General features: G+C 65.6%; 21 protein-coding genes. 14 read left to right on the top strand and 7 right to left on the bottom strand.

Annotated features, from left to right (window positions below; translation table 11 throughout):
- Positions 1-32 precede the first annotated feature (32 nt).
- From uvrC to leuB, 4 genes are all read left to right on the top strand, one after another.
- The gene (gene uvrC / locus G6P88_RS04555) at positions 33-1,961 is read left to right on the top strand and encodes an excinuclease ABC subunit UvrC (RefSeq protein WP_425594472.1); all 1,929 of its coding nucleotides are present in this window, start codon (positions 33-35) and stop codon (positions 1,959-1,961) included.
- Complete coding sequence (locus G6P88_RS04550) at positions 1,961-2,941, top strand: polysaccharide deacetylase family protein (RefSeq protein ID WP_165322039.1); 981 nt, start codon at positions 1,961-1,963, stop codon at positions 2,939-2,941. Before uvrC ends, G6P88_RS04550 begins: the two co-directional genes overlap by 1 nt.
- A gap of 46 nt (positions 2,942-2,987) precedes the next feature.
- Positions 2,988-3,719 (top strand): DNA repair protein RecO, encoded by a 732-nt coding sequence (gene recO, locus G6P88_RS04545; protein WP_165322038.1) that lies wholly within the window; start codon positions 2,988-2,990, stop codon positions 3,717-3,719.
- A gap of 78 nt (positions 3,720-3,797) precedes the next feature.
- On the top strand, positions 3,798-4,841 hold the full coding sequence (leuB, locus tag G6P88_RS04540) for a 3-isopropylmalate dehydrogenase (RefSeq protein WP_165322037.1): 1,044 nt from the start codon (positions 3,798-3,800) through the stop codon (positions 4,839-4,841).
- 9 nt (positions 4,842-4,850) lie between these two features.
- Here the strand turns inward: leuB and G6P88_RS04535 are convergent, their stop codons facing one another.
- Both G6P88_RS04535 and G6P88_RS20500 read right to left on the bottom strand, forming a co-directional pair.
- The gene (locus G6P88_RS04535) at positions 4,851-5,588 is read right to left on the bottom strand and encodes a LytR/AlgR family response regulator transcription factor (RefSeq protein WP_165322036.1); all 738 of its coding nucleotides are present in this window, start codon (positions 5,586-5,588) and stop codon (positions 4,851-4,853) included.
- Positions 5,578-7,389, bottom strand: coding sequence for a histidine kinase (locus tag G6P88_RS20500; RefSeq protein ID WP_425594471.1), 1,812 nt, complete (start codon positions 7,387-7,389; stop codon positions 5,578-5,580). The genes G6P88_RS04535 and G6P88_RS20500 overlap by 11 nt, the downstream gene beginning before the upstream one ends.
- Before the next feature lie 39 nt (positions 7,390-7,428).
- On the opposite strand from G6P88_RS20500, the gene G6P88_RS04525 reads away from it, so the two are divergent.
- The 3 genes from G6P88_RS04525 to G6P88_RS04515 all read left to right on the top strand — a co-directional run bounded on the left by G6P88_RS04525 (position 7,429) and on the right by G6P88_RS04515 (position 9,635).
- Entirely contained in the window at positions 7,429-7,806 is a 378-nt protein-coding gene (locus G6P88_RS04525) for a hypothetical protein (protein WP_226946725.1), read from the top strand.
- 218 nt (positions 7,807-8,024) lie between these two features.
- On the top strand, positions 8,025-8,573 hold the full coding sequence (locus G6P88_RS04520; protein WP_165322035.1) for a hypothetical protein: 549 nt from the start codon (positions 8,025-8,027) through the stop codon (positions 8,571-8,573).
- Positions 8,574-8,750: 177 nt separating this feature from the next.
- Positions 8,751-9,635: a class I mannose-6-phosphate isomerase gene (locus G6P88_RS04515; RefSeq protein ID WP_165322034.1), complete on the top strand. Its 885-nt coding sequence runs from the start codon at positions 8,751-8,753 to the stop codon at positions 9,633-9,635.
- On the opposite strand, the gene G6P88_RS04510 is transcribed toward G6P88_RS04515, so the two are convergent.
- The 3 genes from G6P88_RS04510 to ubiG are packed head-to-tail and all read right to left on the bottom strand — an operon-like array spanning position 9,551 to position 11,831.
- Entirely contained in the window at positions 9,551-10,354 is an 804-nt protein-coding gene (locus G6P88_RS04510) for an NUDIX hydrolase (RefSeq protein WP_165322033.1), read from the bottom strand. The genes G6P88_RS04515 and G6P88_RS04510 overlap by 85 nt on opposite strands.
- Positions 10,351-11,100, bottom strand: a complete 750-nt coding sequence (locus G6P88_RS04505) for a class I SAM-dependent methyltransferase (RefSeq protein ID WP_165322032.1) — start codon at positions 11,098-11,100, stop codon at positions 10,351-10,353. Before G6P88_RS04505 ends, G6P88_RS04510 begins: the two co-directional genes overlap by 4 nt.
- Entirely contained in the window at positions 11,097-11,831 is a 735-nt protein-coding gene (gene ubiG, locus G6P88_RS04500; RefSeq protein WP_165324896.1) for a bifunctional 2-polyprenyl-6-hydroxyphenol methylase/3-demethylubiquinol 3-O-methyltransferase UbiG, read from the bottom strand. Before ubiG ends, G6P88_RS04505 begins: the two co-directional genes overlap by 4 nt.
- An 81-nt stretch (positions 11,832-11,912) precedes the next feature.
- Here ubiG and G6P88_RS04495 point away from each other — a divergent pair, with 81 nt between their 5' ends.
- The 7 genes from G6P88_RS04495 (at position 11,913) to ftsH (ending at position 21,674) form a co-directional block, all read left to right on the top strand.
- Positions 11,913-13,169, top strand: a complete 1,257-nt coding sequence (locus G6P88_RS04495) for an aspartate kinase (protein ID WP_165322031.1) — start codon at positions 11,913-11,915, stop codon at positions 13,167-13,169.
- Complete coding sequence (locus G6P88_RS04490; protein WP_165322030.1) at positions 13,169-14,185, top strand: NAD(P)H-dependent flavin oxidoreductase; 1,017 nt, start codon at positions 13,169-13,171, stop codon at positions 14,183-14,185. The genes G6P88_RS04495 and G6P88_RS04490 overlap by 1 nt, the downstream gene beginning before the upstream one ends.
- Before the next feature lie 112 nt (positions 14,186-14,297).
- Complete coding sequence (gene ptsP, locus G6P88_RS04485; RefSeq protein WP_165322029.1) at positions 14,298-16,577, top strand: phosphoenolpyruvate--protein phosphotransferase; 2,280 nt, start codon at positions 14,298-14,300, stop codon at positions 16,575-16,577.
- A 114-nt stretch (positions 16,578-16,691) separates the two neighbouring features.
- Positions 16,692-17,684 carry a helix-turn-helix domain-containing protein gene (locus G6P88_RS04480; RefSeq protein WP_165322028.1) on the top strand — a complete coding sequence of 331 codons (993 nt, stop codon included), beginning with the start codon at positions 16,692-16,694 and terminating at the stop codon, positions 17,682-17,684.
- A gap of 58 nt (positions 17,685-17,742) precedes the next feature.
- Positions 17,743-18,660 (top strand): tetratricopeptide repeat protein, encoded by a 918-nt coding sequence (locus G6P88_RS04475; RefSeq protein WP_165322027.1) that lies wholly within the window; start codon positions 17,743-17,745, stop codon positions 18,658-18,660.
- Positions 18,661-18,699: 39 nt separating this feature from the next.
- Positions 18,700-19,641: a tRNA lysidine(34) synthetase TilS gene (tilS, locus tag G6P88_RS04470; protein WP_165322026.1), complete on the top strand. Its 942-nt coding sequence runs from the start codon at positions 18,700-18,702 to the stop codon at positions 19,639-19,641.
- A gap of 80 nt (positions 19,642-19,721) precedes the next feature.
- Positions 19,722-21,674, top strand: coding sequence for an ATP-dependent zinc metalloprotease FtsH (gene ftsH / locus G6P88_RS04465; RefSeq protein WP_165322025.1), 1,953 nt, complete (start codon positions 19,722-19,724; stop codon positions 21,672-21,674).
- A 76-nt stretch (positions 21,675-21,750) separates the two neighbouring features.
- Here the strand turns inward: ftsH and G6P88_RS04460 are convergent, their stop codons facing one another.
- Positions 21,751-23,397, bottom strand: a complete 1,647-nt coding sequence (locus tag G6P88_RS04460; RefSeq protein WP_165322024.1) for a GMC family oxidoreductase — start codon at positions 23,395-23,397, stop codon at positions 21,751-21,753.
- 103 nt (positions 23,398-23,500) lie between these two features.
- On the bottom strand, positions 23,501-24,805 hold the full coding sequence (locus G6P88_RS04455) for a UDP-glucose dehydrogenase family protein (RefSeq protein ID WP_165322023.1): 1,305 nt from the start codon (positions 24,803-24,805) through the stop codon (positions 23,501-23,503).
- Positions 24,806-24,865: the final 60 nt, after the last annotated feature.

Raw genomic sequence — 24,865 nt, 5'->3', positions numbered from 1 at the left:
AGATTGCGGCGCGCGCATCGGCGTCTTAAATCATGTCGGTGACCGACATCATATCCAACGACCGTTTCAACGAGGAAAAGAACGTCTACACGGTGCGGGGTTCGGATACGCCCGACCTCGAGGCCGGCGTGGCAGCCATCCGCAATGTGCTTGCGACGCTTCCTGCGCGGCCCGGTGTCTATCGGATGCAGGATGCGCGCGGAGACGTCCTTTATGTGGGCAAGGCGCGCGCGCTCAAGAACCGCGTCGCAAATTACACGCAGGTGTCGCGGCTGCCCAAGCGGCTGAGCCGGATGGTCGCGCAGACCCGGTCGATGACGATCGTCACGACCAACAGCGAGGCGGAAGCGCTGTTGCTCGAGGCGCAACTGATCAAGCGCTATCGCCCGCCCTATAATGTACTGCTGCGCGACGACAAAAGCTTCCCGTTCATCCTGCTGCGCGAGGATCATGAATTTCCGCGCATTCAGAAACACCGCGGCGCACGGCGCGCCAAGGGGCAGTATTTCGGTCCCTTCGCCAGCGCCGGGTCGGTCACGCGCACGCTCAATGCACTGCAGAAGCTGTTCCTGCTGCGGTCGTGCACCGACAGCTTTTTCGCCAATCGCGATCGGCCCTGCCTGCTCTACCAGATCAAGCGCTGCTCGGCGCCGTGCGTGGGACGCATCGACGATGATGCTTATGGGGAACTGGTGGGCGACGCCAAGGCCTTCCTGACCGGCAAGTCGACCCAGGTGCAGAAGAAGCTGGGCGAAGCGATGAGCCGGGCGGCGGAGGCGATGGATTTTGAGCTCGCCGCCATCTACCGCGACCGCCTTCGGGCACTGACCTTCATCCAGGGCAGCCAGGCGATCAACGCCGAGGGAGTCGCCGATGCCGACGTGTTCGCGCTCGACAACAAGGCGGGTACGGTCTGCATCCAGGCCTTCTTCATTCGCGGCGGGCAGAATTGGGGGCACCGCGCCTTCTTCCCCGCACATGTTCAGGACGTGCCAGAGCCCGAGGTGCTGGCGAGTTTCCTGATGCAGTTTTACGAGGAGGTTCCGCCGCCGAAGCTCATTCTGGTGGGCGACGCTCCAGCGGAGTGCGAGCTGCTGTGCGAGGCGCTCTCCGAGCGGGCCGAGCGGAAGGTCCAGATCAAGGTCCCGCAGCGCGGTGAGCAGCGCAAGCTCATGGAGCAGGCGCGCCGCAATGCGCGCGAGGCGCTCGATCGCCGGCTCGCGGAGTCGACGACGCAGGGGCGCATCTTCCAGGAAATGGCCGATCTGTTCGAGCTGGAAGCGCCGCCCGATCGGATCGAGGTCTATGACAACAGTCATATCATGGGGACCAATGCGATCGGCGCGATGATCGTCGCCGGGCCGGAGGGCTTCCGCAAGGGCAGCTATCGCAAGTTCAACATCAAGCGTGCGGAGACCACCCCGGGCGACGACTTTGCCATGATGCGCGAGGTGCTGGAACGGCGGTTCGCGCGCCTAGAGCGCGAAGACCCGGAACGCCGCAGCGGCGAGTGGCCCGACCTGCTGCTGATCGACGGCGGCAAGGGGCAGGTGAGTGCCGTCTGTTCGGTACTGGAGGAGATGGGTGTGCAGGACGTGCCGGTCGTCGGCATCTCCAAGGGGCCCGACCGCAATGCCGGGCGCGAGCATTTCCATCTGCCAGATGGGCGCGAGTCGATGCTGCCGATGAATTCGCCGCTGCTGTTCCACCTTCAGCGGTTGCGCGACGAGGCCCATCGCTTCGCCATCGGCGCCCATCGTGCAAAGCGCGCGGCGAACTTCACCAAGAGCCCGCTGGATGACATCCCGGGGATCGGTCCGGCCCGCAAGAAGGCGCTTCTGATGCATTTCGGCACCGCGCGCGCCGTCCGTGCCGCATCGCTTGCGGATCTCGAGCGTGCCCCCGGCGTTTCGCGAACCATGGCCCAGGCCATCCACGATCATTTTCATCCAGCCGGCTGATGGACGCGGCGCCACCCCCTTCCGAGACCGGGTCTGACGTTTCGTCACGCGTCCTCCTGACGATCGACACGGAACTGACCTGGCGTCCGGGCGGGGACTGGTCCAACTGGCAGGATGCCTTTGCCCGGTCCTACGAGGCGGCCGGGGTCGGCGTGCATTATCAGCTTCGTGTGCTGGCCCGGCACGCGCTGAAGGCATGTTTCTTCGTCGATCCGATGCCGGCCTGCGTCTACGGTCTCGATCCGGTTCGACGGATGATCGAGCCGATTTTGGAAGCGGGGCAGGAGGTGCAACTGCATCTTCACCCCTTATGGGTGGGTGCGCGGGATGGCAGGACGCGCAGCGAGCGGCAGCTTGCCCGCTACGATATCGGCTCGCAGATCGACCTGATCAGCCGTGCACGCGACATGCTGGTCGAGGCGGGCGCGCCCGAGCCCATCGCGTTTCGCGCCGGCAATTATTCGGCGAATGACGATACTCTGCGGGCCTTGTCGATGCTCGGCTTTCGGTTCGACAGCAGCCACAACGGGCACCAGCATCCCTGGCCGAGCGCGATCACGCTGCCGCGCGATCAGATCGCCCCGGTCGAGCATCTGGGCATGATCGAGATACCCGTCACATTGATCTCCGACGGGCCGCGTTCGCGACACCTGCAGATCTGTGCCGTCTCGCTGGGCGAACTCAAGGCGGCTATCGAGCATGCCGAGGTCGAGCAATCTCCGCTGGTGACGATCGTTACCCACAGCTTCGAGCTGGCGAACCGGGCCGGGACCGCGCCGAACCGCATTCATGTGAAACGCTTCGAAGCGCTGTGCGAGTGGCTGGCGCGCGAGCGGCGGCGCTTTCCTACCGCCTATTTCTCTGACCTGGACGCTATTCCGCTCGACAAGCCCTCGGTGCTGCTGCCGAGTGCGGGGCTGCGCCGCATGGGGCGGTTGTTCGAACAGATGTGGTCGAACAAGGTCGAAGAGCGCGGTTGACCGTCGGGGCCTTGCCCCGGCGCTGGTTGAAGGCTTCAACAGGTTCATGCAGTTGCGCACCTCCGCCATCATCTGCTCGATGCGCGCCCATGGCGAGCATGGAGCGGTCGTGCGCGCGCTCACTCCCGCCAACGGCCTGCTCGCGGGCTATGTGCGTGGGGGGCGATCGCGGCGGCTGCGACCAGTGCTCGTCCCCGGCAATCTCGTGGCGGCTGACTTTCGCGCGCGAACCCCGGAGCAACTGCCGGGGCTGACGGTGGAATTGAATCACAGCCGGGCAGGGCTGCTGGCCGAGCCGCTGGCCGCCTCCGCGATCGACTGGCTGACCACCCTGACGGCGGTCGGCCTCGCCGAGGGGCAACCGCATGCCCGCCTCTACGATGCGCTGGACGGAACGCTGGCGGCGGTCGAATATGCGCCCTCGGCGCGCGGTTGGGCGACGTCTGCCGTGCGCTACGAGCTGCTGGTCATGACCGAACTGGGCTATGCGCTCGATCTGTCGGGATGTGCGGCGGGCGGCCCGTCTGACGACCTCGCTTATGTCAGTCCGAAGAGCGGCGCCGCGGTATCGCGCGCGGCCGGCGAGCCCTATGCCGACCGCCTCCTGCGCCTGCCACCGTTCCTCGTTGCGGGCGGCGAGGCGGCCGACTGGGGCGATATCCTCGACGGGCTCAAGCTCACCGGCTATTTTCTGGGCCGGGACATTTTCGTGGATCGCCGCCGCGACGCGCTCGACGCCCGGGAGCGGCTGATCGACCGCATCCGGCGCCTGGTCTGATCGGCTTCGCGACAAAGCGATTGCGCGCGGGGCGAGGGCAGGGCATCGGGCGGCGGCGAAATCGATAAGGGGAAAGTCATGCTGATTGCCTTGTTGCCCGGAGACGGCATCGGACCGGAAGTCGTCGCCGAAGCGGTGCGTGTGCTCGACGTCGTCGCCGGCGATCGCCTCACGTTCGAGACGGGTCTCGTCGGCGGTGCGGCCTACAAGGCCGAGGGCCATCCCCTGCCGCCGGCGACGCTCGACCTCGCGAAGCGCGCCGACGCCATCCTGTTCGGTGCGGTCGGCGACCCCGACTGCGACGCGCTCGAGCGCCACCTGCGCCCCGAGCAGGCCATATTGGGTCTCCGCAAGGCGCTCGGCATGTTCGCCAATCTGCGCCCTGCCAAGCTGTTCAAGGAACTGGCCGATGCCTCGGCTCTGCGCCCTGAGGTGGCCGGCGCGATCGACATGGTCATCGTGCGCGAACTGAATGGGGACGTCTATTTCGGCGAGAAAGGCATGCGGAAGACCGCCGATGGCCGCCGTCAGGGCTATGACGTCATGTCCTATGACGAGGATGAGGTGGCGCGGATCGCGCGGGTCGGCTTCGAGACGGCGCGCGCGCGCAACGGCCGCTTGTGTTCGGTCGACAAGGCCAATGTGCTCGAGACCTCGCAGCTGTGGCGCGACGTGGTGATCGAGATTTCGGCCGAGTATCCCGACGTCGTGCTCAGCCACATGTATGTCGACAATGCCGCGATGCAGCTGGTGCGCAATCCGGGCCAGTTCGACGTCATCGTCACCGGCAATCTGTTCGGCGATATCCTGTCCGACCAGGCCTCGATGTGCGCAGGCTCGATCGGCATGCTCGCTTCGGCCGCGCTCGATGCGAACCAAAAGGGCCTGTACGAACCGATCCACGGCTCGGCGCCAGATATCGCGGGTCAGGGCAAGGCCAACCCGCTGGCGACGATCCTGTCGGCTGCGATGATGCTGCGTTATTCGCTGGGCATGGCGGCGGAAGCTGACCGGATCGAGGCGGCCGTGGCCAAGGCGCTCGAAAATGGCGCGCGGACGGCCGATCTCGGTGGTTCGATGACGACCAGCGAAATGGGCGACGCCGTCCTCGCAGTCCTCTGAGGCGCGCGCCTAGCGCCCCATGAGCGCTCTGGCAGCGGGGAGATAGGTCCGGCCGATCCGGATCTTCTCCTCGTCGCGCAGCACCGCATGCCATACGCCCATGCCGTCGTGGCTCAGCCGCGCGATATGATCGCGCCGAACGATCGTGCTGCGGTGGAGACGCACGAACTCGGCCGGATCGAGCCGCCGTTCGAGCTCGGTGATCGTCTGGTGAAGGAGGAAGCTGCGCTGGCCGATATGCAGCCGCATATAGTCGCGCTCGGCCTCGATCCGGTCGATATCCTGCGCCGCAACCCTGATCATCTCCGATCTGTGGGGGACCCAGAATTCCTGCGCATATTGGGAGGCTGGACTATCGTCGGTCGGTGCTTTGCGGCGCTCCAGGACCCGCGCCACGGCGCGCCCGAGGCGATCCTGGGCGACCGGCTTGAGGAGATAGTCGGTGGCGGACAGGTCGAAGGCCGTCACCGCATATTGATCGAAGGCGGTGCAGAACACGACCGCCGGCTTGCATCGCCCTTGCTCGATCGCGCGGGCCACCCCGATACCGTCGAGGCCCGGCATAGCGATGTCGAGCAACAGCATTTCGGGTTCGAGCGCGTCGATCAGCCGCAGCGCGGCTTCCCCGTCGGACGCCGTGCCGACAAGGTCGATCATCGGTTCGCGCGCGCACAGGATCTGGAGACGCTCGATTGCAAGCGGCTCGTCGTCGACAACCAGCGTTCTTATCGGCGAATCAGCGGCCATTCCGAATCAATGGCATGAAAAGCGTGACGCCAAAACCGCCATTGGGAAGGGGACCATAGCGACAGCTCGCATCGTCGCCGAACCGCGCGCGCAGCCGGTCCGATACGTTGCGCAGACCAACGCCGGTACCGGTCGGCTTCTCGCTCCCCTCGAGCGGATCTCCGTCGTCCTCGACCGCGAGGACGAGGCCATGCGAGTCTTCCCGCGCAGTGATGCGCAGGGTGACCGGTCGCTTGGCCCGCGAGACGCCATATTTGATAGCGTTCTCGACCAGCGGCTGGAGGATGAGACAGGGCACGCACGCATCCTCGAGTTCTGTCGGGACGTGAATCTGGACGATCAGACGCTCAGGGAAACGAATGGCCTCGATGTCCAGATAGAGCCGTTGCAGCCGGATCTCCTCGGCCAGGACAACGTCCTCGGTAGGGTCGCAGGTCAGGCTCGTCCGGAAGAAGGTAGACAGATTCAGGATCATCGCTTCCGCTTCGTCGCGGCTGTCCTTGAGGATCAGCGTCGATAGCGAGTTGAGCGTGTTGAACAGGAAGTGCGGGTTCACCTGGTAACGCAACGCCCGAAGCTCGGCGTCGCGCGCTGCCGCACGGTAGGAAGCCGCCTGCCGCTCGGCCTCGCGCACCGCCGATGCGTAGGAGAGGGCAAGGAAGAGCGCGCCCCAGGCGATGAAGAAGAAGTAGCCGTTCAGCGCCTGGTCGGCGATCTGGGCCAGGACCGACTTGTCATGCTCCTTATAGGTGTCGGTCGGCCTGCCGACCTGGATCATCACCGTGCCCGGCGACGGCTCGCTGATCACGGGCATCGGAATCTTGATCTCGGGTATCTCGATCGTGGACGGGGTCTGTGGCGCGGTCGGCGCTTCGGGTGTCGTAGCGGGCGCAGGCACCGCCGGTGCGGCAGGCGGTGGCGGCATGGCCGACATCACCATATCGAGGTCGTCGATCTTCACGCCTTGCTGCCGGGCTTCCTCGACAGCGAGCCGCACCTCCTTCATCTGATCACGATAATCGCGAACGGCTTCCCGATAGGCCTCCTGCTGCGCCTCCGCCGCTTCGCGCACAGCCTCCTCGGCTTCACGTTTGCTTTCGGCGATTTGCTGCCGACGTTCGATACCCGCTCGGGCCAGTTCGCTTCGGGCGGTCGCCAGCTTGCGCTGGATTTCAGCCTGACGCTCCGCCACCTCCCGCTTGGCTTCCTCGATCTGTCGCCGGCGTTCGGCGCTTGCCCGGGCAAGTTCGCTCTGAGCCTCGGCCAGCCGGCTTTGGATCTCGGCCCGGCGTTCGGCGGCTTCGCGCTGCGTTTCCGCTTTCTGTTCCGCGGCTTCGCGGGCGCGCTCTGCGGCTTCGCGCACGGCGGCGCGCGCGGCTTCGATGGCTGCCTTGACCTGCGCACGAGATTGCTCCGCGGCGGTCGATTCCGACGTCGGCCTCATCTCCTTCTCGGCCTTGTCGGCATCGATCCGGCGGTCGATTTCCCGGAAAGCCATCCAGTTCATCGAACTGTAGGCGATCGCTGCGGGAATCGACAGCAGCGCGACCGCAGTGATCTTCACCGCCAGCGACTTCCGCGCGAGAGGACGCATGGCGAGATAGACTATGAATGTCGCCACCATCGAACCGATCGACACGAAGGCGCGGGCGGCCAGCATATCGGTCTGGTGCCCGAGGTCGATCATGAAGGACCGGATCGTCGCGATGACGCAATAGACCATCCAGAAGCAGATGATCGAGATCAGGGCCACGCGCGGGCTTACCGAGGCACCGCGCGGCGTGTCAGCGTTGAACGTCATCAAACCCCTATATCTTCATCGTTGTAAATATGCCCGTCCATGTCAGTGATGTTCGTCGATGCCCCCATGCCGTTCATCGAAAGTTCAGCTTTTCGACACTTCGCCGCGGCCCGGAACAGCGCTGCGGTGCGGACGTTTGACTCTTCGAGCTGGAAGAGGAGCCGTAGCATGAATGGTGAGGACGAGGACGAGAAAAAGGCGTGCACGACCTATGTGCGCACCGCCCACGACGCAGGGGACGACGCCAGACTCGAGGCCGATCCGGCGGACGAGGATGCCAAACTCGATGTCGCCTTGGACGAGAGCTTCCCGACATCAGACCCGCCGTCGAACACACAACCCGGAAAGGGCAAGGATCCGGCACCGTCGTCGGGCTATGACGAAGACGAGGAAAAGCGGCGGGAAGACCGTCACTGAGGGAAGTTGCGCGCCAGGCAAAAAGGGCCGGCGCGCAGCCCTCTTTGTCCATTTATCCACAGATATATGAGCGGCACGAGGGGCGAACGCGTTTGCTTGTTGCGTTGCAGCAAGAAACATGGTCCGTTGATGAACAGAGGCCTTACGAGGGCTTAAGCGTCCATAAACCAAGGTGGGCGTATAAACCCGGACAGGGCTTCCAGCTTAGGGGCTATTGTATGGGCACGCACATGAAACCTGCAGACGGCGCGCTGACCTTGGCGGAAATGAAAGAGTTCGCCAGTTTCCCGGCTTCCACCCAACGCTATATTCGCCGCTCCCTCGACATCGGCCTCGGCCGTGAAGACGCACTCGCGCGCTGGTCGCGCGACGTGATCGAGTCTGCGAGCATCATGGCGCAGTCGCGCATCTATTCGCGGCTGGAGTATATCCGCGAGGTCGTTCCCGACGATAGCGGTCTCGATGCGGTGGAACCCTTCATGGCGCCGCTCATCACGATCTCGGCCTTCGATCTCGGACAGGACAGGCTCGCCAGCTTCGGTGCCTATCGCTTTCTATATGAGCGGCTGATCGGCGCGGACGTTCGGCCCTGGCTGCCGGCGGCATTCTGTTCGGCGGCGGCGCTGCCGCATCTTCATCCGGAGAAGCGGCGCCTGCTGCTCCAGTCGATCAGCGAAGCGGCCGCGACAGCTGCAGGCTGGTCGAACCGTGAGCCCGTTTTCTACCCGGAATGGGTCGACAAGGTGGAAGCGCGTCTCCCTAACTGAGCGCTGTCTTCGCACCGACCACGTATCGCGCGCTTGCCGATCCGCCGAAGTTGCGGGTAGATCGGCAGGCAGCGGAACCTTTGGGATCGTCCGCAGCTTTGTAGGATGATTTCTGTAGGGGTATTCCTTCCCGCTCCGGCCTCGCCGGCGGGCGGGAAGCGTGGCGATAGGTGTATCATGGCGGCGACTTTCCTGACCCATCATGCGGTCGAAAAACCCTGGGGACGCCGCGACCTGGCCCCGCTGTTTCCCGACGCCGCGCCTGACGAACCGGCGATCGGGGAGATCTGGTACGACGATCCGCGCGGCGGCGCCCACGACCTGTTGATCAAATATCTCTTCACCAGCGAACGTCTGTCGGTGCAAGTGCACCCCGACGACGACGCCGCCCGCGACCGCGGCTTCGCCCGAGGCAAGGACGAGGCGTGGATCATCCTCTCGGCCGAACCGGACTCGACCATCGCGCTCGGCTTCCGAGAGCCGCATGATGCCGCAGCGGTCCGAGCAGCGGCTCTCGACGGGTCGATCGAGCATATGCTGCATTGGCAGCCCGTGCAGGCGGGCGACGTCATCTATTCTCCGGCCGGAACGGTTCATGCGATCGGCAAGGGCCTGCGGGTGGTCGAGGTGCAGCAGAATCTCGACCTCACCTATCGCTTCTACGACTATGGATCGGCGCGCGAACTGCATCTCGACGATGCGATGGCGGTCTCGGATTTTACGCCATTTGCGGGAAAGACAATCGCTCGCCCCATCGGTGACGGCCGCGAGATCATGGCCGAGGGCGGCAAATTCGTCCTCGAACGATGGAGCAGCGCGGGCCTGCAGGATGTCGATCCGGGGACATTGCCGCTGTGGCTGCTTCCGGTCGCCGGCACGCTCGAGGTCGATGGCCGTGCTGCGGGACTCGGCGACGCTATCCTCGTCGAAGGGCCGAGCAGGGTCACCCTGTCGCCGGACAGCACGGTCTATGCCGCCTATCCGGGCGCTGACGTGCTGGGCAATCTCCTTGGATCCATCGCCCGGTCCACCTCCGACAGCAGTTGCGCGGTGACCGGATAGCCGAGATGCTCTGGGATGTGCAGCCATGGCACGCCATCCCGTTCTTCGACCCAGGGCGTGACGACCTCCATCGGGTAACGCGCCGAAATCTCCACCGCCTCCGCCCAGCTCGCCGCCTGGGCGATCCTTTCCAGATTGCGCTGCGTGGGAAAGATCAGCCCGCTCTGCGACAGATGCTCGCGCGCGGTGCCCCAGCGGCAATGGACGCTCTCGCCCCCGTCGGCGACCGCTTCGCCCATCTCGGGCACGCGGGCGATATAGAAGCGCGTGTCGAACCGGTGGGTCAGCGCATGATCGGGCCGCCAGCGCGAAAAAGGATGAAGCTCACGCAGGTGCAGCGTCAGGCCATGGGTTTCGAGAAGGCGCGTAAGAGGCTCGCCTGCGTGGAGCCGCTCGCGAAGCTCTCCGATCTGCGCGGCCGTATCGAGCCCGGCGACGCAGGGGGCCAGCCCGATCTCCTCGATCGTCTCGCGCACGGCCGCCACTCGATGGGCGATCTCGGCTTCATCCAGTCCCTCGGCGTCGGCAACCAGATCCCCGCGCGCGGCGATGGCGAAGTCGTCGGCATCGAGCCGGCCGCCGGGAAAGACCATGCGGCTGGCGGCGAAGCGCATGCGCGCGCTGCGGCCGATCATCGGAATCTCCGGAGGGCCGTCCCGCCGCTCGCGCAGCAGGATCAGCGTTGCCGCCAATGCCGCAGGAGGGAGGTCGTCGCTCACCCTTTCCGGCCCACGACGACGGTCAGCGGCCATTGCAGGAGCTTGCTGTCCTCGGAAGGCCCCCAGGCGTCTCGCAACAGCTCGACGGTCCGATCGAAATCTGCTCTCCCAATGGAGCGCTCCATCGCCCGAACCGCCGACCATGTGTCGAGATAGCCGATCAGCGCGTCGAGCGACCAGCGTGCCTCGAGGATCATGCGCGGAGCGTCGACCGCCTCGAACGGCAGCCGGATATCCCGATAGTCATTGTCGACCATGGCCCTCTCGGGCGGCCAAAAAGGTGCGAGCACGTCGGTGCGGAAGGTCTCGACGATGTCGGCGACGGGCGTGCCCGGAAGCATCCCGGCATAGGTTACCAGCGCGATGAGCCCGCCGGGCTTCAGGATGCGCTGCGCTTCGGCAAAGAAGGCGGGAAGGTCGAACCAGTGGGCGGCCTGTGCAGCGGTCAGCAGATCGGCGCTGTCTGCCGCGATGCCGGTCTGCTCGGCCGGCGCGACCCGATAGGCGACCCGGGCATGAGGAGAGGCATTGGCGATCTGCTCGGCGCTTGGATCGAGCGCGGCTACCTGTGCGAAGCAGTCGGCGAGAAGGATCGACAGTTGCCCGGACCCGCAGCCGACGTCGACGGCAAGCGACCTCGAGGGCGCTTCGGAGGCGAGCCAGTCGGCCAGCGCGGCTGGATAACGGGGCCTGTAGGTCGAATAGGCCGAGGCGTGAGACGAGAAATGGTCCTTGAAGCTGCTCACCGGACCGCCGTCAGGAAATAGTCGAGCGTCAGGTCGTCGCTCAGCTGGAAGCCCGACGCGATCGAGAAGGAGAGGCCCTTGCGATCGATCACGCGCAGGCCGGCCGCCTCGACATGGGCCGCAAGTTCGTCGGGTGTCAGGAAGCGGTTCCAGTCATGCGTGCCCCTGGGGATCAGGCCGAAGCCCTCGGCAACGCCGATCAGCGCGAGCCGCGACAGGGGGCTGCGGTTCGGCGTCGAGAGGATCAGGATGCCGTCCGGGGCGAGGAGATCGGCCAGGCCCGCCACGAAGCTTGCCGGGTCTGAGACATGCTCGATCACCTCCATCGAGGTCACCAGATCGAAGCGCTCGCCGGCGAGCGCTTCGAACCCACCATGACGATAGTCGATCGTCAGGCCTTGCTTTTCGGCGTGGATACGGGCGACGGCGATATTCTCGGCTGCGGCATCGACCGCGACCATCTCCGCGCCGAGCCGCGCCAGCGGTTCGGCGAGCAGCCCTGCGCCACAGCCTATGTCCGCCACACGACGACCCACCAACGGCCGCAGGCTCTGCGGATCGAGAGACCAGTGCCGATCGACCGTGTCGCGCACGTGGCGCAGGCGAGGGGGGTTGAGCTTGTGGAGCATGGCCGATGACCCTTTCGGATCCCACCATTCCGCCGCCATGCTGCCGAAATGGGCCGCTTCCTCTGCGAGGATCGACCCATGCTGTTGTGCGCTTGCGTTCATCACGCCCCCTCTCTATCAGGGCCGCGCCCTTGGTCCAGAGGGCATTTCCGGCGCTTTCGCCTCTGGGGAATATGTGGGTCTATGGCGCGCATCGTAATGAAATTCGGCGGCACCTCGATGGCGGGGATCGAACGAATTCGCAACGTAGCGAACCGCGTGAAGCATGAGGTCGAGCTCGGCAACGAAGTCGCGGTGGTCGTGTCGGCCATGTCCGGCGAAACCGACCGTCTCGTCAACTTCTGCCGCGAGGCTTCGCCGCTCTACGATCCGCGCGAATATGACGTCGTGGTGTCCTCGGGCGAGCAGGTGACGAGTGGCCTGCTCGCGATCGTGCTCCAGTCGATGGGAGTGAAGGCGCGCAGCTGGCTCGGCTGGCAGCTGCCCATCACCACCTCCGACGCCCACGCCTCGGCGCGGATCGAGCAGATCAATTCCGACGCGATCGGCAAGGCGATGGCCTCGGGCGAGGTCGCCGTCATCCCGGGTTTCCAGGGCCTGACCGAGGACCAGCGGATCACGACGCTGGGCCGTGGGGGCTCCGACACCTCGGCGGTCGCGGTCGCGGCGGCGATGAAGGCCGATCGCTGTGACATCTATACCGACGTCGACGGCGTCTATACGACCGATCCGCGGATCGTCCCCAAGGCGCGTAAGCTCGCCAAGGTGACCTATGAGGAGATGCTGGAACTGGCGTCGGTCGGTGCCAAGGTCCTGCAGACCCGCTCGGTCGGGCTTGCGATGAAGGAGAAGGTGCGGGTGCAGGTGCTCTCGTCCTTCGACCAGCCGACCGATAACCCAACGCCTGGCACGATGATCGTCAGCGAGGAAGAACTCGAAGGAAGCGCCATGGAACGCCAGCTCATCACCGGCATCGCCTATGACAAGAACGAGACCAAGATCACGCTGACCCAGGTTCCGGACCGTCCGGGCGCGGTCGCAGCGATCTTCGCGCCGCTCGCCGAAGCCAATATCAACGTCGACATGATCGTGCAGAATGTCGCGCACGACACCGGATCGACCGACGTGACCTTCACCGTGCCCTCGGCCGAGCTGGCCCGCTCGCTCGACGTGCTCGAGCGGGAGCGCGGCAAGATCGGCTATGAAAAGCTGGTCCACGACACCAATGTCGCCAAGATCTCGGTGGTGGGCGTAGGCATGCGCAGCCATGCGGGTGTTGCCTCGAAGATGTTCGACGCGCTGGCCCAGCGCGGGATCAACGTCCTCGCGATCACCACCTCCGAGATCAAGGTCTCGGTCCTGATCCACGAGGATTATACCGAACTGGCGGTCCGCGTGCTGCACACTGCCTACGGACTCGACGCGGAGGACGCCGCCTGATGAGCGGCGCGGCCCGCCTCACGGCGCTGATGGCGCGTGGCGTCGATCTGCTCGGCAGCGACTATGCGATCCTCGGCGGCGCGATGAGCTGGGTCTCGGAGCGCAATCTCGTCGCGGCGATGTCCAACGCCGGCTGCTTCGGCGTGATCGCCTGCGGCGCAATGACGCCCGAACTGCTCGACGCGGAGATCGCTGGCACGAAGGCGCTGACGTCGAAGCCGTTCGGCGTGAACCTCATCACCATGCACCCGCAGCTCGATGCGCTGATCGACGTGTGCGCCAAGCACGGCGTCGGTCATGTGGTGCTGGCAGGCGGTCTGCCACCGGGCGGGGCGATCGAGAAGATCAAGGCGTCGGGCGCCAGGGTGATATGCTTCGCTCCCGCGCTGGCGCTGGCCAAGAAGCTGATCCGCTCGGGGGTCGATGCGCTGGTGATCGAGGGCATGGAAGCCGGCGGCCATATCGGTCCTGTCTCCACCTCGGTCCTGGCCCAGGAGATATTGCCCGTGGTGGGCAAGGATCTCCCCGTGTTCGTCGCGGGTGGAATCGGCCGGGGCGAAGCGATCGCCTCCTATCTCGAAATGGGCGCCGCCGGGGTCCAGCTCGGCACGCGCTTCGTCTGCGCGACCGAATCGATCGCACATCCCAACTTCAAGAAGGCGTTCATCCGCGCTTCGGCGCGCGACGCGGTCGCAAGCGTGCAGATCGATCCCCGCCTGCCGGTGATCCCGGTGCGCGCGCTCCGTAACGCCTCGTCCGAGCTGTTCACCGCCAAGCAGCGCGAGGTCGCGCAACTGCTCGACGACGGCAAGGTCGAGATGGCCGAGGCCCAACTGCAGATCGAGCATTACTGGGCCGGCGCCCTGCGTCGTGCGGTGGTCGACGGTGATATCGAACATGGTTCGGTCATGGCCGGCCAGTCCGTCGGCATGGTGACTCGCGAAGAACCGCTTGCCGATATCGTCGCAAAGCTGATCGAGGAAGCCGCAGCGGCACTCGAATTGCGTAACGCCTGACTGCGGTCGGCCGGGCACGGGCGCTGGTCGGCGCTGCCCGGATGTACGGGAGATTGCGGGAACGGTACGTCGAGGTTGGAATCCGGTGCCGCTTTCTGATAGCGCGCTCCTGATGTCACCGCTGATCGCCACTTCCGCCGCGCGCACCATATTGACGCGCCTGCACGACGTGATGGCATCGCGGTCGGCGGCGCAGACAAAACTCAATCAGGTCGTGCAGATCATCGGCGAGGAGCTGGGGACCGAGGTTTGCTCGATCTACCTGCTTCGCGACGGTGTCCTCGAGCTGTTTGCGACCCGCGGCCTTAAGCAGGAAGCCGTCCACGTTACCAAGCTCGCGCTGGGCGAGGGTCTGGTCGGCACGATCGCCAAGAACGTCGAGACGCTCAACCTCGACGAGGCGACGAGCCACCCCGACTTCGCGTACAAGCCCGAAACGGGCGAGGAGCTGTTCCACAGCTTTGCCGGCGTCCCGATCGTCCGGCGCGAACAGGCGGTCGGCGTCCTGTCGGTCCAGCATCGCGACCAGCGTCGCTTCGACGAGGTCGAGATCGAGGCGTTGCAGACGGTGGCGATGGTGCTCGCCGAACTGATCGCCGGAGCCGGGCTGGTCGACGAAAAGGGGCCGGGCGCCAAGGGCGTGCGCGACTCGAGCCCGGTACGCCTGCTCGGCCTGAAGCTCGTCGAGGGTATGGCCGGGGGGCGGGCCGTCTATCACCAGCCCAGGATCGAGATCGAGCATACGGTCGCCGAAGATGTCGAGGTGGAACGGCATCGGGTGATTTCCGCCTTTGCGCGGATGCGCGACCAGATCGAACGGATGACGCGCGAAGCCGATTTCGGCGCGGCAGGGGAGCATCAGGACATTCTCGCGATGTACAAGATGTTCGCCTATGACGAAGGCTGGATCCGGCGGATCAACGAGGCGATCGACAGCGGCCTGACCGCGGAGGCGGCGATCGAACGCGTCCAGCAGCGTACGCGGATGCGGATGCGCGAGATTGGCGATCCGCTGCTTGCCGACCGGATGCACGATCTGGAGGATCTGTCCAACCGGCTGCTGAGGATCGTTTCGGGCCAACTTGGGACCGCCGCGCAATTGGGTCTGCGGCAGGATTCGATCCTGATCGCGCGCAACCTGGGACCGGCCGAACTGCTCGAATATGACCGGCGGCGGCTCAAGGGCGTCGTGCTCGAGGAGGGCTCGCTGACCGCGCATGTCACGATCGTGGCGCGGGCGATGGGCATTCCGGTTCTCGGCCGCGTGAAGGACGTTCGCCGGACGGTCGCCGACGGAGATTATCTCCTGCTCGACAGCTCGACCGGCTCGGTCGTGGTCCGGCCCAATGTGTCGATGGAAGAGGCGTTCGAGGCCAAGCTCGTCGTCAGCCAGAAGCGTCGCGCCGAGTTCGCCGCCATGCGCGACCTGCCGGCCGAGACTGCGGACGGCGTGCGGATCGAACTGATGGTCAATGCTGGCCTGCGCGACGATATCGCCGCGCTCGACGTCACCGGCGCCGACGGCATCGGGTTGTTCCGCACCGAGTTCCAGTTCCTCGTCTCGGCGACGCTGCCGCAGCGCGAGCGACAGCAGCGTCTCTACCGCGAAGTGATGGAGGCGGCGGGCGATCGGCCCGTCATCTTCCGCACGGTCGATATCGGCGGCGACAAGGCGCTGCCCTATCTCAAGACGGCGGACGATGTCACCGAGGAGAATCCGGCGCTGGGCTGGCGGGCGATCCGTCTTGGCCTGGAACGCGACGCGTTGATGAAGGTCCAGGCGCGCGCGCTGATCGAGGCAGCGGCTGGCCGGACGCTCAATGTCATGTTCCCGATGGTGTCGGAGCCTTGGGAATATGAAGAGGCGGTGGCGCTGTTCGAGGCACAGCGCAAATGGATCCACGACCATGGACGCGGCGTTCCCAATGCCATTCGCTATGGCACGATGCTCGAGGTTCCCGCGCTCGCGGAAAGTCTCGACATGCTGCTGCCGAAGCTCGACTTCCTGTCGATCGGCACCAACGATCTGACCCAGTTCCTGTTCGCGGCCGATCGCGCCAACCCCAAGCTGGCTGAGCGCTATGACTGGCTGAGCCCGTCGATCCTGCGCTTCCTCAACCGGGTCACGCGGCAGACGCTCGACGCCGGCGTTCCGATCGGCGTGTGCGGCGAGATGGGCGGCCGTCCGCTCGAGGCGATGGCGCTGGTGGGACTGGGCATCGGGCGCCTCTCGATCACGCCGGCCTCGGTCGGACCGGTCAAGGCGATGCTCCGCACGCTGGACCTGGGCAAGCTGCGCGCGGAAATGGGGGACTTTCTGGCGCGTCCGGTCCGTAGTCTGCGTGGCGATCTCGGTGCCTGGGCCGAACGCAATGGGGTTGCGGTATCCTGATTTGCGGGGCAGACCTAAGCAGCCAGGGGGAACGACGCTTCGTGCGGCGCTGGCAGACCGTTTTTTGAGACCGTCCTGCCTGCGTGATCGCCACGGAGCGCGAAGGAGTACGCGATGAGCGAAAGCGCTGGTGAAGAGCAGAACAAGGCTCCGCGGAGCGTCGGCCAGCAATTGGCGGCGGAACGCGTGCGTCAGAATATCGAGCTCAGCGACGTCGCCGCGCGCACGCGAATTCCGCTGCGGCATCTCGAGGCGATCGAGAGCGGCAACCATGAAGGCCTGCCTGCCGCGCCCTATTCGGTCGGATTCGTGCGAACCTACGCAACGACTCTGGGGTTAGACGGTACGCTGCTGTCCCGCGCTTTTCGCGATGAGATCGGCGACGAGCGCCGCGGCCATTTCGAGCCCACCGCCTATGAGCCGGTCGATCCGTCGCGCGTGCCGTCACGCCTGCTGGCGATGGTCGCGCTGGGCGTCGCCCTGCTGCTCGGCATGGGCTATTTGCTGCTGCGCTTCCAGGAAGACAATGTGGATCTGGCCAGGCTTGCAGCGGACACGGTGGAAGACAACCGCCCCCTGCCGCCCAAGCCGGTCGTCCCGCCGCCGCCCGCCGAACCTGCCGTGCCGACCGGCCCGATCACCGTCACGGCGATCGAGGATGTCTGGCTCAAGGTTTCCGAGCGTGATGGACGGACCTATTTCATGAGCGTGCTGCCCGCAGGGCAGAGCTACACGCTGGCCGAGGACGTTATCGATCCGGTCCTGCGCACCGGCCGTCCGCAGTCGGTTCGTGTCGCGATCGGCGCCACCGCGCTGCCGCCGATCGGGGAGCCGGACCGGCTGGTGCGCGCCTATAGCCTCAAGCGCGACGCGTTGGTGGCGATCGCGACGGCCAAGCCCGAAACCACGGAAAGCGATGCCGACGGCAATGCCGCGACGCCGGAAGCGGCGCCCGCCTCTTCGGCCGAAGCGACAAGGCCTGCCCGGCGCCGAGAGAGGGCATCACTGCCACCCGCCTTTCGTGACGTGACGCCCCCGGCCGAGCCGACCACGACCGCTCCGGCGGCCGAGCCCGCCTCTGGGACGGATCGGCGCGGCCAGCCTTGATCCGGGGCCCCGACAGGCTGCATTATCCACGCGAAACGATCATGGGATTAGGTTCAGAATGAAAAAGGCGATGATCGCCCTCCTGCTCGTCACGGTTGCGACGCCAGCGCTGGCGCAGCAGTCGATGCCCGTCGAGAAGCGCGTCGACAAGCTCGAGAAGGAGATCAAGGCCGTCCAGCGGAAGGTGTTCCCCGGCGGCGCACAGACCTATTTCGAACCCGAGATCAAGCCGCAGGCGGCGGCTCCCGCCCCGGCGGGTTCGCCGGCCGATGCGCCGCTGGTCGACCTCAGCCGCCGCGTCGACGCGCTGGAGAAGGCACTGGCCGCGATGACCGGTCAGGTCGAGCAGAACAGCTATAATCTGCGCAAGCTGGAAGATCAGTTCGCCAAGATGAAGGGCGATACCGAGTTCCGCCTCAACACGCTGGAAGGCAAGGCGCCGGCTGCGTCCGGTCCGGCGACGGGCGGGGCGAGCCTGCCCTATGTGGTGCCGCCAGCGCCGAAGCCGGGTGCCCCCGCCGCCACGCCGCCAGCTGCCACAACGCCCGCCGCCGCGCCGGTCGCGACGCCGCCCAGCGGCAATCCCGGCAAGGACGCCTATATGGCGGGTTACGACCTGTGGATGGCGAAGAAATATCCGGAGGCGATCGCTGCACTCAAGGCGATGTACGCCAAATATCCCAAAGACAAATATGCCAGCTATGCCCGCAATCTTGCGGGCCGGGCCTATCTGGACAGCGGGCAGTATAACGAGGCTATCCGCGAGTTCTTCGAGAATACGAAGATCGAGGATGGCGAGCGGGCACCGCACAGCTATGTCTTCATGGCCGAAGCGCTGATGAAGCGTAAGCCGCCTTTGTTCGACAAGGCTTGTCAGGCTTATGACGTATTGTCGGCCAAATATCCCGATCAGGTAACGACCGGTCCGCTGGCGCAGATGGTCGCCAAGGGCCGGACCGATGCAAAATGCAAATAGGCGGCTGACCTCCGCCTCGTCGATCCGGCCTTTGCGGCCATGACGATAGAGGCGGCCCAGGTCGAGCGATTCCGGGCGGACCTGGAACGGCTCCTGTCGACGCCGTCGGATCGCGTAGGGCTCGCCGTTTCCGGCGGGCCCGACAGCATGGCTATGCTGCTTCTCGCGGCGCGTTCCTGTCCCGGCCGGGTCGAGGCGGCCACGGTGGACCATGGGTTGCGTCCTGAGGCGGCGGCAGAGGCCGCGCTGGTCGCGTCCGCCTGTGCGCGGCTGGATGTTCCGCATGCCACGCTGGCGGTGACGGTTGCCCCCGGCGCGAGCGTCCAGGCGGCGGCGCGGGAAGCGCGTTACGCGGCCCTGGCCGATTGGGCATCGGACCGGCAGTTGGACGCCATTGCCACCGCGCACCATGCCGATGACCAGGCCGAAACGCTGCTGATGCGGCTCGATCGGGGCGCAGGGCTGGCCGGCCTCGTCGCTATCAGAGCTTCCCGTACACTGGGCGGCGTGCGGCTGGTCCGTCCGCTGCTCGGCTGGCGGCGAACGGAATTGAAGGCGATCGCGGCCGCAGTCGCGACCGTCGATGACCCCAGCAACCATGATCCGCGCCACGACCGCAGCAGGTTTCGCGCCCTGCTTGCCGGCGTCGGCAGTGGACTGGACGTAGAACGACTGGCCGCTTCGGCAGCGCATCTCGCCGAGGCGGAAGAGGCTTTGTGCTGGGTCACTGCCGAGGCGATGCGCTCGCGGGTTTCCCATTTCCCCAATGGACGCATGCTTGCCGACCTCGAGGGCTTGCCGCGCGAGATCACAAGGCGGATACTCGCACGGCTGGTCGGCGAGGCCGATTCGCATGTGGATGGCCCGACGCTGGAAACCGCCATGAAGCGGCTGGAGCAAGGGTCGACCGCGACGGTGGGGCGACTGAAACTTTCGCCCGGCCGCCGCATCCTGGTCGAAAGAGCACCGCCCCGTCGATGAAAGGGCCCGCTCGTCCGATCTGTTCCATTGTTATTAAGCCGATCATGCCTATCTTGCCCCCCGAAAGGCAGACCTGAACGATGAACGAAGACAAAGAGCCGAAGCAGCCCAATCCGTGGATGAAGAGCCTGGCCATATGGATGGGCATCCTCCTCGCGCTCGTCGTTTTCGTGTCGCTGTTCGAGAGTTCGTCACGCACCGGACCCGGCGAACAGATCGCCTATTCCGAGTTCCTTGCCCGCGTCGATGACGGCGCCGTGCGCGAGGCCGATATCGGCGACGGCGTGGTCAGCGGCAAATTCTCGAACGGCACCGCTTTCACGACCAACGCGCCCAGTGATCCGATGTTGATCCAGCGCCTGTCGGAAAAGGGTGTGACCTTCCGTGCCAAGCCGGCGGAGCAGACCAGCTTCTGGATGATCATGCTCTACCAGTCGCTGCCCTTCCTGCTGATTCTCGGCATCGCCTTCTTCGTGATGCGTCAGATGCAGAAGAACGCGGGTTCGGGCGCGATGGGCTTCGGCAAGTCGCGTGCGCGCATGCTGACCGAGAAGCACGGTCGTGTGACCTTCGACGATGTTGCCGGCATCGACGAGGCCCGCGAGGAGCTCCAGGAGATCGTCGACTTCCTGAAGGACCCGACCAAGTTCGCGCGGCTAGGCGGCAAGATCCCGAAGGGGGCGCTGCTGGTCGGCTCGCCGGGTACCGGTAAGACGCTGCTGGCCCGCGCCATTGCCGGTGAGGCCAATGTGCCCTTCTTCACGATCTCCGGCTCGGACTTCGTCGAGATGTTCGTCGGCGTCGGCGCGAGCCGCGTCCGCGACATGTTCGAACAGGCCAAGAAGAACGCGCCCTGCATCGTGTTCATTGATGAAATCGACGCCGTCGGCCGCCATCGCGGCGCTGGCCTCGGCAATGGCAATGACGAGCGCGAGCAGACGTTGAACCAGTTGCTGGTCGAGATGGACGGTTTCGAGGCCAATGAAGGCATCATCATCGTCGCCGCGACCAACCGCCCCGACGTGCTCGACCCGGCTTTGCTGCGTCCGGGCCGCTTCGACCGGCAGGTCGTGGTACCGCGTCCCGATATCGAGGGCCGCGAGAAGATTCTGGCCGTCCACATGAAGAAGGTGCCGCTGGCACCCGACGTCAACGCGCGCACCATCGCACGCGGCACGCCCGGCTTCTCCGGCGCCGACCTGGCCAACCTCGTCAACGAGGCGGCACTCCTCGGTGCGCGCAAGGGCAAGCGCCTTGTCGCGATGAAGGAGTTCGAGGAAGCCAAGGACAAGGTCATGATGGGCGCCGAGCGCAAGTCCATGGTCATGACCGAGGACGAGAAGAAGGCGACCGCCTATCATGAGGCGGGCCATGCCTTGGTATCGCTCTACGTGCCCGGCTGCGATCCGCTGCACAAGGTGACGATCATCCCGCGCGGCCGCGCACTGGGCGTGACCTGGAACCTTCCCGAGCGCGATCGTTATTCGATGTCGATGAAACAGATGAAGGCGCGGCTGGCGCTGTGCTTCGGCGGTCGCATCGCCGAGCAGATCATCTATGGCGCGGACGAACTGAACACCGGCGCTTCGAACGACATCCAGCAGGCGACCGACATGGCCCGTTCGATGGTCATGGAATATGGCATGTCCGAGAAGCTCGGCTGGCTGCGCTATCGCGACAATCAGGACGAGGTCTTCCTCGGCCATTCGGTGGCGCGCAACCAGAGCGTCAGCGAGGCGACCGCCCAGATGATCGACCAGGAGGTGCGTCGACTGATCGAGGAGGCCGAGCAGACCGCGCGCAAGGTGCTGACCGACAATATCGACGAACTGCATCGCCTCGCCGAGGCCCTGCTCGAATATGAGACGCTGTCGGGCGAGGAAGCCAAGCGGGTCATCAAGGGCGACGATATCGGCCGCGATCAGGGCAATGTCCGGACCCCGACTGCGCTCAGCACCGGCGGCTCGTCCATTCCGAAGAGCCACCGTCCAGGCGGATCGGGTGGGGGCTGGGGCGAACCCAAGCCTGCCTGAGGCTAATCCCCGATGCATGAAAGGGCCGGCCCGCTAAGGCGAGCCGGCCCTTTTCATATACGCCGTCCGATGGCGCTCAGCATCCTGCCCGCGCATCTTCCAGCACCATCGCCGCGCCCTTTTCGGCGATCATCAGCGTGGGGGAGCTTGTGTTGCCCGATACGATGCGCGGCATCGCCGAGGCGTCGATCACGCGCAGTCCGCCCATCCCGCGCACGCGAAGCCGTTCGTCGAGGACCGCCATCGGGTCGCCTTCGATCCCCATGGCCGCCGTACCCACGGGGTGAAAAATCGTTGTCGCGAGATCGGCTGCAGCCTGTAGCAGTTCCTCGTCGCTGTTGGCGGCAGGGCCGGGCCGGAACTCTTCCGGCCGATATTTCGAGAGCGGCTGCTGCGACACGATCCGCCGGGTCAGTCGCAGCGATTCGACTGCGACGCGCTGGTCCTCGTCCGTCGAGAGATAGTTAGGACGGATGCGTGGGGGCAGGGCGGCGTCGGGGCCCGCCAGATCTACCCGCCCCCGGCTCGTCGGTCGCAAGTTGCACACGCTGGCGGTGAAGGCGCCGAAGCGGTGCAGCCCGTCGCCCCATTTGTCGAGCGACAGCGGCTGGAAGTGGTATTGCAGATTGGCGCGGTCCTGATCGGGGGAGGAGCGGGCGAAGGCCCCCATCTGCGACGGCGCCATGGTCAGCGGGCCATTGCGGAACAGCAGATAATCCCAGCCCATCTTCGCGCGCTTGAAGAGATTAGCATAATCCGTGTTGAGCGTGCGGACGCCGGACACCTTGTAGATCGGCCGGATCTGCAGATGGTCTTGCAGATTGGCGCCGACGCCGGGGAGCGCATGACGCACGCCTATCCCCGCCTCGGTCAGCCGCTCGGGATCGCCGATGCCCGACAGTTGCAGCAGCTTGGGGCTGCCGATCGCGCCGGCCGCGAGGATGGTCTCCCGGTTCGAACTGGCGTGGTGCAGTTGCCCCTGCTTGCGGAAGAGGATGCCCATAGCCCGGCCATCTTCGATCGTGACGCGCTCGATCTCGACACCGGTTTCGAGGCGCAAATTGGGACGGGACAGGGCGGGTTTCAGGAAGGCGCCGGCTGCGCTGACCCGCCGGCCGTTGCGCTGGTTGACTTGGAAGTAGGAGGAGCCCTCATTGTCGCCCCGGTTGAAGTCGGCGATCGGCGCGATCCCGGCGGCCTGCGCGGCCGCGCGAATGGCGTCCAATATCTCCCAGCTTATGCGAGGGTTTTCGACGCGCCATTCGCCCCCGGCGCGGTGAAAGCGTCCGTCCGCTGCGCAATGATCCTCATGGGCCAGAAAATGGGGCAAGACGTCGTCCCAGCCCCAGCCGGTCAGGCCCAGTTGCCGCCATCCGTCATAGTCTGCGGCTTGCCCGCGCATATAGACCATCGCGTTGATCGACGAGCATCCGCCGATCACCTTGCCACGCGGATAAGCGAGTTTTCGTCCACCCAATCCGGCCTCGACTTCTGTCTCGAACAGCCAGTCGGCGCGGCGGTGGCCGATCGCGAACAGATAGCCGACCGGAATATGGAACCAGATCCAGTCGTCCTGACCGCCGGCCTCGAGCACCAGCACGCGGTTGCGCGGGTCGGAAGACAGGCGGTTGGCGAGCAGGCTGCCGGCGGTGCCGGCTCCCGCGATCACATAATCATAGCTGCCGAAGTCTATCGCTGCCTCGACCCCGCCGGATCCCGCCATTTTCGCCCTCTCGCCTCGGTCTTTCCTTTCGCCATAGCCTCAGCGGGAGCGGCCGCCCATGGGCGGAATGATCAGGTCGGCCGGTGCAGCGCGCGGCGCGCGCTCAAGGCCGGCCGATCGAGCTATAGTCGAAGCCCGCCGCGCGCATCTGCTCGGGCGGATAGATGTTGCGCAGGTCGACGATCGTCGGGGTGCGCAACAGGCGACGGACGCGGTCGAGATCGAGCGCGCGGAACTCGTTCCACTCGGTAACGAGGACCAGCACCTCGGCGCCGTCCATCGCCTGATAGGCATCGTCGGCGAACGCCACCCCGTCGAGCATGGCTTCGGCCTGATGGCGCCCCTCGGGGTCATAGGCGCTGACCTGTGCGCCATGGTCCTGCAGCACGCGCACGATGTCGATCGCCGGGCTGTCGCGCATGTCGTCGGTGTTCGGCTTGAAGGTCAGGCCGAGCAGCGCGATCTTCTTGTCCTTCACCGATCCGCCCGCCGCCGCGATGACGCGCCGTCCCATCGAGCGCTTGCGCTGGCTGTTCACGTCGACCGTCGCCTTGACGATCTGGAGCGGCGTCTCATGGTCTTCGGCGGTCTTCAGCAGCGCCGTGGTATCCTTGGGGAAGCAGGAACCGCCATAGCCGGGCCCGGCATGGAGGAATTTGCTGCCGATCCGCTTGTCCATGCCGATGCCATGGGCGACCGCCTGGACGTTCGCACCCGCCTTTTCGCACAGATCGGCGATCTCGTTGATGAAGGTGATCTTCACCGCGAGAAAGGCGTTGGCGGCATATTTGATCAGCTCGGACGTCGCGCAGTCGACAAACAGGATCGGAACCTCGCGCAGCGACAGGGGGCGGTAGATGTCGCGCAGCACGGCCTTGGCATTTTCGTCCGAGGTGCCGCAGACCACGCGGTCGGGGCGCATGAAATCCTCGATCGCCGATCCCTCGCGGAGGAATTCGGGATTGGAGGCGACCTCGATCCGCAGGTCGGGGCGTGCCTTCTCGACGATCTCGGCGACCTGTTTCGCGGTACCGACCGGGACCGTCGACTTGGTCACCATGACGCATGGCTTCGTCAGTGCCTTCGCTGCCTGTTCTGCCGCCGCAAAGACATAGGACAGGTCCGCATGGCCGTCGCCGCGCCTGGAGGGGGTTCCCACGGCGATGAAGACTGCGTCGGCGTCGCGCACGCCCTCGGCGATGTCGCTCGTGAAGCTGAGACGCCCCGACCGGCTGTTGCGACGGACGAGATCGTCCAGTCCCGGCTCGTAGATCGGAATCTCGCCGGCCTTGAGCTTGGCGATGGTCGCCTCGTTGATGTCGACGCAGGTCACGTCATGGCCGAACTCGGAGAAGCAGGCTCCGGAAACGAGACCGACATAGCCGGTGCCGATGATCGCCAATCGCATCGTTATATCCTTGCCGTTGCGCGCCAATAAGCGCGTCTCGCCCGGCTGCATAAGGGCGCA

It is taken from the genome of Rhizorhabdus phycosphaerae (assembly GCF_011044255.1).
In the GTDB taxonomy this organism is placed as follows: Bacteria; Pseudomonadota; Alphaproteobacteria; order Sphingomonadales; family Sphingomonadaceae; genus Rhizorhabdus; species Rhizorhabdus phycosphaerae.
The sequence above is the reverse complement of the archived record's forward strand: the minus strand, read 5'-3'. Positions and strand labels throughout refer to the sequence as shown.